This window comes from Bacteroidia bacterium (genome assembly GCA_039924845.1).
Classification (GTDB): domain Bacteria; phylum Bacteroidota; class Bacteroidia; order DATLTG01; family DATLTG01; genus DATLTG01.
In genome coordinates this window covers 72,425-80,274 of sequence record JBDTAC010000086.1, presented here as the reverse complement: position 1 = coordinate 80,274, position 7,850 = coordinate 72,425, and the positions used below count along the sequence as shown (strand labels likewise).

Here is a 7,850-nt window from a genome sequence, read left to right as displayed (position 1 = left end):
GGATGTTGAAAAAATAATTTTTCGAAGCAAGAAAATAAATTTTACGATTGATTTTTTGTTCTTTTGTAAAAAGAAAAACAGATGAAGGCAGAAATAATAACCATTGGCGATGAAATTTTAATCGGACAAATTATAGATACTAATTCCGCTTGGATGGCGCAAGAATTAAATCTTGTAGGCATTCAGATAAAACAAATTTCTTCTATTTCCGATAATCGGGAACACATTTTAAAAGCTTTGGACGAAGCCGCAGAACGAGCAGATATTATTTTAATTACAGGCGGTCTAGGTCCTACGAAAGATGACATTACAAAGACAACGCTTTGCGATTATTTTAATACCAAATTACGTTTTGATGCGGATGTTTTTTCAGATGTAGAAACTATTTTTAGAAACCGTAAAACTCCCATGTTGGAAGTGAATCGGAAACAAGCCGAAGTGCCAGAGAATTGCATCGTTCTGCGAAATAAAAACGGTACTGCTCCAGGAATGTGGTTTGCACAAAAAAATAAAATTTTTGTTTCGATGCCTGGAGTGCCTTTCGAAATGAAGGCTTTGATGGAAACAGAAGTTATTCCGCGTTTGAAAAATAATTTTTCGCTGCCATTTATTTTGCATCGCACCGTTTTAACGCAAGGAATTGGCGAATCATTTTTAGCAAATAAAATTGCAGCATGGGAGGAAAGCCTTGAAAAATCAGGAATTAAACTGGCATATCTTCCTTCATCAGGAATGGTTCGTTTGCGATTATCGGCATCCGGAAAAGAAAAAGGCATACTCGAAAAAATAGTTGCAGAAAAAATAAAAACCTTGGAAAGCCTAATTCCAGAGCATATTTTTGGATATGAAAAACAAACGCTCGAAGAAATTGTCGGACAACTATTAATCGAGAAAAGGAAAACAATTGCCATTGCCGAAAGCTGTACTGGCGGTTATTTATCGCATTTAATTACACGTGTTTCTGGAAGTTCGGGGTATTTTAAAGGCGCTATTATTCCGTATTCCAACGAATTGAAAATAAACGAGCTGAATGTAAATCCCAATGATATCAATCAATTTGGAGCAGTAAGTAAAGAAGTGGTGGAAGCAATGGCGAAAAATACATTGCAGAAAATGAATGTTGATTTTTCCATTGCTATTTCAGGAATTGCAGGTCCGACAGGCGGAACAAACGAAAAACCAGTTGGAACTGTTTGGATCGCGGTGGCTTCTCAAAAAAATATTTTTTCGCAACAGTTCTTATTTGGTACGCATCGCGAAAGAAATATCGAGCGCGCTTCCATCACCGCATTAAATGTATTTCGGAAATTTTTATTGGCAGAATAATAAATAATTTGAAGTGTTGGAAAAGTGCTTTGAAAAATTATTTTTTCGAAGCACTAAATTTCACAAAAAAAAGGAGCAAATTTTCATCTGCTCTTTTTAAAATAAATCACGAAAAAATTATTCTGAAACTACTTCAAAAACAACGCTAATGATTACGTCTTTGTGAAGTCTAACTTCCGCATTGTACGTTCCTGTTGTTTTGATGTGTTCTTCGTTCAGCGTAATGTTTTTACGTTCTACATCGAAGCCTAATTTTTTAATTGCATCTGCCAATTGAATCGCATTTACAGATCCAAAAATTTTGCCATTTTCGCCTACTTTTGCTCCTACTTTTACTACCATATCTTTTAATTTTTTGGAAGTAGCTTCAGCAGCAGTTTTAACTTTTTCTTCTTTGTAAGCACGTTGTTTAACGGTTTCTGTCAACATTTTTTTACTGGCAGTATCGGCAACAATTCCTAATCCTTTTGGAATTAAAAAATTTCTACCGAAACCTGGTTTCACTTTTACCACGTCATCCTTGTATCCAAGGTGTTTAACGTCTTGTTTTAAAATTATTTCCATGTCGTTTTTTGTCTAAAAATTATTTCAACATATCACCTACGTAAGGCAATACAGCAATATGACGCGCTCTTTTAATCGCTTGAGCCACTTTGCGTTGGTATTTAAGCGAAGTTCCAGTAAGCCTTTTCGGCAAAATTTTACCTTGCTCATTTACAAATTTTAATAAAAAGTTACCGTCTTTGTAATCAATGTATTTGATTCCGTTCTTTTTGAAACGACAATACTTTTTTCTTTTCACATCCACCGTGGGCGGAGTTAAATATCTGATTTCTGAATTATTTTCTGCCATTTTCTTAGGTTTTAAGCTGTAACTTCTTTTTTCTCTTTCAATTTATTGCGTCTCTTTTCGCTGTAAGCGATAGCGTGTTTGTCCAGCGCGACGGTTAAAAAGCGCAACAAACGCTCGTCACGTTTATATGCCAATTCTAATTCGGCAATAGCAGTTCCGGGTGCTTGAAATTCAACTAAATGATAAAATCCTGTTGTTTTTTTCTGGATTGGATAAGCCAGTTTGCGTAGTCCCCAATTCTCTTCGTGGACTGTTTTTGCGCCAAGGTCGGCAAGTAACTTTTTGTACTTGCTAACCGTCTCCTTTGCCTGTTCTTCAGACAAAACGGGAGTCATAATGAAAACGGTTTCGTAATGGTTCATGTTTGTTTTTTTAGAATTATTTATTTTTTGTTTCCTTAAAAAAGGGATGCAAATGTAGGAAATAGTTCGGAATTACACAATAATTCTTTCAAATCCCGAAATGGAGTGAAATAGAGTCTTTTTTAGAGAGCGTTTTTGAGGCTTCAAAAAAATAATTTTTCGAACACGCTTTTCCAACATAAAATAATCCCATCAAAAAAATATTTGTGAGAAATCAAATTTCGGATTAGCTTTGCGAGAATAATATTTTTTCGCGTTGCTCCTTTTAAAAAAATAAAATAAATGAAGAAAATAATTACGGGCTTTTTCTTATTTGCGCTACTGGGGCAAACTTTCGCCCAAGTGAAAGAGAGAAGCAACGAAATTGGTATTTTTTTGGGAGGTTCTTTTTATATCGGAGAACTTAATCCTGCACCTTCTGGTTTTTTTGATGGGTTTACGAAACCTGCTGGCGGCGTGCTTTTTCGTCATAATTTTAGCGAACGTTTTGCGTTACGCGCCAACTTACTTTTCGGTACATTGGAGGGCGATGATTCTTATTCGAATGTATTGGCATCGCGTGATCGTAACTTGAGTTTTAAATCTCCGGTGGATGAATTATCGGTGCAGTGGGAATTTAATTTTTTACCCTATGCCATCGGCGATAAAAAACACACTTTTACTCCGTATATTTTTATAGGCTTGGGCGTTTTTAAATTTAATCCGCAAGCAAGCGTAAATGGCAATTGGGTAGCATTGCAACCGCTTCATACAGAAGGGCAAGGAAAGGCTTATAACCTTATCCAACCGAGTATTCCGTTTGGCGTGGGTATTAAAATGAGTTTTTCTAAAACCATTGGTTTGGGTTTTGAATGGGGTATGCGTAAAACATTTACTGGTTATATTGACGATGTGCATGGAACTTATCCTAATTTTGGTCAATTAGCAGCTTCGCACGGCATTATGGCAGCTGCTTTATCAGATAGAAGTCTTTCTACCGATCCGATAGACGATGTTGGCAGACAAAGAGGAAATAATACGACCGATTGGTATTCGTTTGCAGGCGTAACACTTACGTTTAAGTTGAAAGGCAAACATACTTCCTGTTATAGTTTTCATTAAAAAAGCGGTTCGAAAAAATATTTTTTTGAAGCCCTTAAAAAGCATCATTATTTTTTTAGTTCTTTACCGTTACATCGCCTGTAGTGGTATTAAACGTAGTGGCGTACGTTTTTAAAGGAATTGTAGTTGGTCCTGAATTGACCGATCCGCTGTATAAAGTATAGGTGGAAGAGCAATCCAAGCAAATGGCTGTTCCGTTATTTTGCACTTGCACTACCCCGTTTGCATCCGAAAGATCATAAGTACAGGTGCGGTCGTACGACATAATTGTATTAGCATCTCTGCGATAAAGCAAAATTCCTCTGTAACCTCCCGTTAAGGCAAGTGTTCCTCCAACTGTTTTCAGAGAAGTATAGGTTAAATTATTTATATTGATGCTAATGTTTACGGACACATTTGGTACATTGCTGCTGCCTTCTGGGTTAGTTCCTTTTGTGCAAGCATTGGGCAACAGCGCCATTGTTAGTAAAAAAATTCCGATATTTTTTTTTAGATAATTCATTGCTTTTTTTTTAAAAAACTTCTCCAATATTAAAGAAAAAACCTCTTGATCCATCTGTTCCGAAACCATAATCAACACATAAATTAGTATCGGAGAACCTGTTCAGTTTTAGTCGGATGCCAATACCTTCGCCCGGATTGAGAAAGTCATTATCGTTTCCTAAATAGCGAGAAACAGTTTCGTCATTGGCAAAAAGTACGCCTCCTAATAATCCATTGCGCGTAATATTAAAGCGAATTTCAGATTCTAAATAAAACATATCAGCTCCTCTAAATCTGCCTTGAATGTAGCCTCTTCCAGTATTGTTATACGTATCCCAGCCGGTGCTTGGCAAATCGAGATAAGGCGGTTTGCCACCCAACGTAATTTCATTCCAGCTCCAAAATGCCAACACACTTTTGCCATTAGGATTAAGGTTGATGTATTTCCGCATTTCTATCTGAATGGCTTGCCAATTTTGATCACTTCCTAATAAAGTAGAATTATACCGATACGATACACTCGCAAAAAAAGCATTAATAGGATTATTCAGATTAGTCCGAGTATCGTATTTTAAATGAGCAATGAGTCCGGAAGAGGTTGTTTTAGTGGCTCCTCGATCGTATTTCTGGAAATCGGTTGATTGGCTGTAATCCTTTATATTGTAATGATAATCTAAATTGTAACCGATACCTCCGTAAAAATTAGTGCTTATTTTTCGAAGTGCTTCTTGATAAAATTTAATGTAGGAATAATCCAAGGAATCTACTTTTGTCAGTAAAGTGCGACTTCCCAAGCCGTAAGTGTAAGAAGGGTATTTATAATACCGCCAATCACCTAAAAAATTCCATTTATTATTTTTGCTCCAAACGCTTGTTATCAAAGGCAAAACAACTTGATGCATAATGGAATATTGCGGATTGAATGTAAGGGACGACAAATTGGTGGATCCATTAGCTGCGTAAAAGGAAACATTGGTAGCAATAATACCAACAGTACCCGATTGAAGCGCATAACCCACAACAGGAAAAACGGATAAAAGTATTGTCCCCGTTTTAGACCTTGTGGTGTCGGGCTTTGTGTAAGGTTTGAGCTTAAATAATTTATCGGCTACATCCATCACATCCTTTTGTTCAACGGTATCTTTTTTATTGATAGTTGAATTTTCGTTCTGGCTCGATTGCGCGTCTATTTTAGTAATAATTGCCATGACAATAACGAAAATACTGCCCCATTTTTTTATAGTCAAAAAACAATTCCTTCCTTTAAAACAGATAAATCTTTCTTTTTCATTTTCTTGAGCCAGTTGGACAACACCAAACAATTAAAGTTAAAAGCAAAACAATAATTCGGCTGCAATGTATCATTCCCGTTCTGAAGATTAGATGAATAAATTATTTTTTAGATGACTCTTTTTAAGGGCTTGAAAAATAAGAATTAATTCTTTTGAACTTATAAACTTTGGTTCTTGCTTTTAATCCAAAAATAGTTTTATTTAGCTGTATGAAAAAACTTTTACTCCTTTTTTACTCTATTTTTTCTCTTGCCTTTTTTACACAAGCACAAACCAACCTTGTACCCAACCCAAGTTTTGAAATACACGATACCTCCCCTGATAACGGAGGTCAAGTTTCTTATGCTTTTCCTTGGTTTGCTCCTACTATTGGTTCACCAGATTATTTTAATGCTTGTGCATCTACATTAACAGGATTGAATGTTCCATCCAATGCCATAGGATACCAGTATGCAAGAACAGGTTTAGCATATTGTGGGTTTGGGCTTAATGTATCGGATGGATATAGGGAATACATAGAAGCGCCTTTATTATCGAGTCTTATCGCGAATAAAACATATTGTGTTCAATTTTATGTGTCTTTGGCTGACAATGAGGAGTACGCAGTAAGTAAAATAGGAGCTTATTTTTCAAATGGTGCAATTGTTAATAATACTATTGATACTAACTTATTGTACGAACCTCAAGTACAAAATCAGAATGGAGCCTTTTTATCAAATCAGCAAAATTGGATGTTAGTGTCAGGGGATTTTGTTGCGCAAGGAGGTGAAAACTATATTACTATTGGTGATTTTAATGGCAGCCCAAGTACAGATACATTGCGTACAGAAAACGGAGGAACTCTTATAGGGGTTTATTACTATATAGATGATGTGAGTGTTTATGCTTGCGGAGATTCTTCAATTTTCAGTATTCCTAATGTTTTCACTCCGAATGGCGATGGAAAAAATGATGTTTTTTTAATACAAGATTTACCGGAGAATAGTGAATTAATCATCTACAATCGTTGGGGAAATATTGTTTACCAAAGTTTAAATTATCAAAACGATTGGAAAGCGAATGGCGTGAGTGCAGGTACGTATTATTATATTTTGAAATTACCTAACAAAGAAATTAAAAAAGGATTTGTTCAAATAATCAAATAAATAAGTTTAACCTTTAAATTTAAAAACTATGAAAAAACGATTACAGACATTAACATTAATCGGGATGATTATGTTAGCGAGTATGGCAAATGCACAAGTGTGAGTGTGCAAATTTAAAAATGTGCTGATGTACCAATTAAAACCTCAAACTTATGACTTACGACTTCTTCACTTATAACTTATAAACCAAATTTGCTTTTAAATTGTAAATAGTTTTATTTAGCTGTATGAAAAAACTTTTACTCTTCTGTTGTTTTATTTTTTCTCTTGCTTTTTTTACACAAGCACAGAACCTTGTGCCTAATTGGAGTTTTGAACAACACGATTCTTGCCCTTATGCTCCTGGTCAAATATATTTTGCTAATGGATGGTTTAATGTAGCATTTGCACCTAATTATAACAATTTTTGCAGTTCCGATTCAGAATATACAGTACCGACATATATATATAATAAATACGGTTATACTGATACAACAGGTATAGGTGATGCTCAAATAGCTACATGTAATTTATGTTCTTTTTGCGAAAATCCCCCTAATCAGCGTGAAACAATTGGTAGTTTATTGATAACTCCTTTGCAAATAGGAAAAAAATATTTTGTATCTTTTGCAGTCCGTTTAATGATTTCTCCAGGATGGTTGGCAAATAGTGCCAGCAATAAAATAGGAGCTTTGTTTTCTACTGTTTCTTATATCATGCCAATAGATAGCGAGAATGATATATCTTCAAATTATACACATTCTATATCTTTTATAAAAAATTATTCGCAAGTATATACAGATAGTGTTGTTGCCGATACACTGAACTGGACGGTTATTTCCGGATCGTTTATTGCAGATTCGGCATATACATACATAAATATTGGTGATTTTTTTGACGATTCCCTTACAAACCATATACTAATTTATAATGATACTTCATATGCGTACGAGATGGAGGCTTGGTACTTAGTGGATGATGTTTGTGTGACGGATGATTCGACAGCTTCCTGTGCTTCAGAATGGACAGGAACAAATGATATTGCTTCAAGAAAAAATACAATGCTCATTGCCCCAAATCCTTTTTCGCAAAACACCACCATTTCATTTACTTTTTCAGATGGCTATTCTATCAGAAGCGCAACTATTTCTGTTTTCGATATGTTAGGAAGAAAGGTAAGGGATGGAACTGTAAATTTAGCTAATGATGAATACATTTTTCAAAAAGGAAATTTGTCTTCCGGAATGTATTTTATAATTATAGAAATCAATAATAGAGTATTCAAACAAAAAATAATAATCAACTAAAA

Annotated in this window: 9 protein-coding genes; 4 read left to right on the top strand and 5 right to left on the bottom strand. The window is 35.0% G+C overall.

Annotated features, from left to right (window positions below; genetic code table 11):
• The first annotated feature begins 81 nt into the window (after window positions 1-81).
• Window positions 82-1,326, top strand: coding sequence for a competence/damage-inducible protein A (locus tag ABIZ51_10385; protein ID MEO7089187.1), 1,245 nt, complete (start codon window positions 82-84; stop codon window positions 1,324-1,326).
• A gap of 117 nt (window positions 1,327-1,443) precedes the next feature.
• On the opposite strand, the gene rplI is transcribed toward ABIZ51_10385, so the two are convergent.
• The 3 genes from rplI to rpsF are packed head-to-tail and all read right to left on the bottom strand — an operon-like array spanning window position 1,444 to window position 2,541.
• Window positions 1,444-1,890 carry a 50S ribosomal protein L9 gene (gene rplI, locus ABIZ51_10380; protein ID MEO7089186.1) on the bottom strand — a complete coding sequence of 149 codons (447 nt, stop codon included), beginning with the start codon at window positions 1,888-1,890 and terminating at the stop codon, window positions 1,444-1,446.
• Between the two features lie 19 nt (window positions 1,891-1,909).
• Window positions 1,910-2,179 carry a 30S ribosomal protein S18 gene (gene rpsR, locus ABIZ51_10375; GenBank protein ID MEO7089185.1) on the bottom strand — a complete coding sequence of 90 codons (270 nt, stop codon included), beginning with the start codon at window positions 2,177-2,179 and terminating at the stop codon, window positions 1,910-1,912.
• A gap of 11 nt (window positions 2,180-2,190) precedes the next feature.
• Window positions 2,191-2,541: a 30S ribosomal protein S6 gene (rpsF, locus tag ABIZ51_10370; protein MEO7089184.1), complete on the bottom strand. Its 351-nt coding sequence runs from the start codon at window positions 2,539-2,541 to the stop codon at window positions 2,191-2,193.
• A 282-nt stretch (window positions 2,542-2,823) separates the two neighbouring features.
• Between rpsF and ABIZ51_10365 the strand changes: the two genes are divergently transcribed.
• A complete protein-coding gene (locus ABIZ51_10365; GenBank protein ID MEO7089183.1) occupies window positions 2,824-3,642 on the top strand; it encodes a DUF6089 family protein in 819 nt (272 codons plus the stop codon).
• Window positions 3,643-3,697: 55 nt separating this feature from the next.
• On the opposite strand, the gene ABIZ51_10360 is transcribed toward ABIZ51_10365, so the two are convergent.
• A complete protein-coding gene (locus ABIZ51_10360; protein MEO7089182.1) occupies window positions 3,698-4,144 on the bottom strand; it encodes a hypothetical protein in 447 nt (148 codons plus the stop codon).
• A gap of 10 nt (window positions 4,145-4,154) precedes the next feature.
• Entirely contained in the window at window positions 4,155-5,372 is a 1,218-nt protein-coding gene (locus ABIZ51_10355) for a hypothetical protein (GenBank protein MEO7089181.1), read from the bottom strand.
• Between the two features lie 254 nt (window positions 5,373-5,626).
• Here ABIZ51_10355 and ABIZ51_10350 point away from each other — a divergent pair, with 254 nt between their 5' ends.
• Together ABIZ51_10350 and ABIZ51_10345 are read left to right on the top strand one after the other, a co-directional pair.
• Complete coding sequence (locus ABIZ51_10350; protein MEO7089180.1) at window positions 5,627-6,562, top strand: gliding motility-associated C-terminal domain-containing protein; 936 nt, start codon at window positions 5,627-5,629, stop codon at window positions 6,560-6,562.
• A gap of 296 nt (window positions 6,563-6,858) precedes the next feature.
• Window positions 6,859-7,848, top strand: a complete 990-nt coding sequence (locus tag ABIZ51_10345) for a T9SS type A sorting domain-containing protein (GenBank protein ID MEO7089179.1) — start codon at window positions 6,859-6,861, stop codon at window positions 7,846-7,848.
• The last annotated feature ends 2 nt before the right edge of the window (window positions 7,849-7,850 follow it).

What these genes read in the sequence shown, in the direction of transcription:
- rplI (MEO7089186.1), bottom strand. Translation starts at nt 1,890, where the DNA reads ATGGAAATAATTTTAAAACAAGACGTTAAACACCTTGGATACAAGGAT.
- ABIZ51_10365 (MEO7089183.1), top strand. Translation starts at nt 2,824, where the DNA reads ATGAAGAAAATAATTACGGGCTTTTTCTTATTTGCGCTACTGGGGCAA.
- rpsR (MEO7089185.1), bottom strand. Translation starts at nt 2,179, where the DNA reads ATGGCAGAAAATAATTCAGAAATCAGATATTTAACTCCGCCCACGGTG.
- ABIZ51_10350 (MEO7089180.1), top strand. Translation starts at nt 5,627, where the DNA reads ATGAAAAAACTTTTACTCCTTTTTTACTCTATTTTTTCTCTTGCCTTT.
- ABIZ51_10360 (MEO7089182.1), bottom strand. Translation starts at nt 4,144, where the DNA reads ATGAATTATCTAAAAAAAAATATCGGAATTTTTTTACTAACAATGGCG.
- rpsF (MEO7089184.1), bottom strand. Translation starts at nt 2,541, where the DNA reads ATGAACCATTACGAAACCGTTTTCATTATGACTCCCGTTTTGTCTGAA.
- ABIZ51_10385 (MEO7089187.1), top strand. Translation starts at nt 82, where the DNA reads ATGAAGGCAGAAATAATAACCATTGGCGATGAAATTTTAATCGGACAA.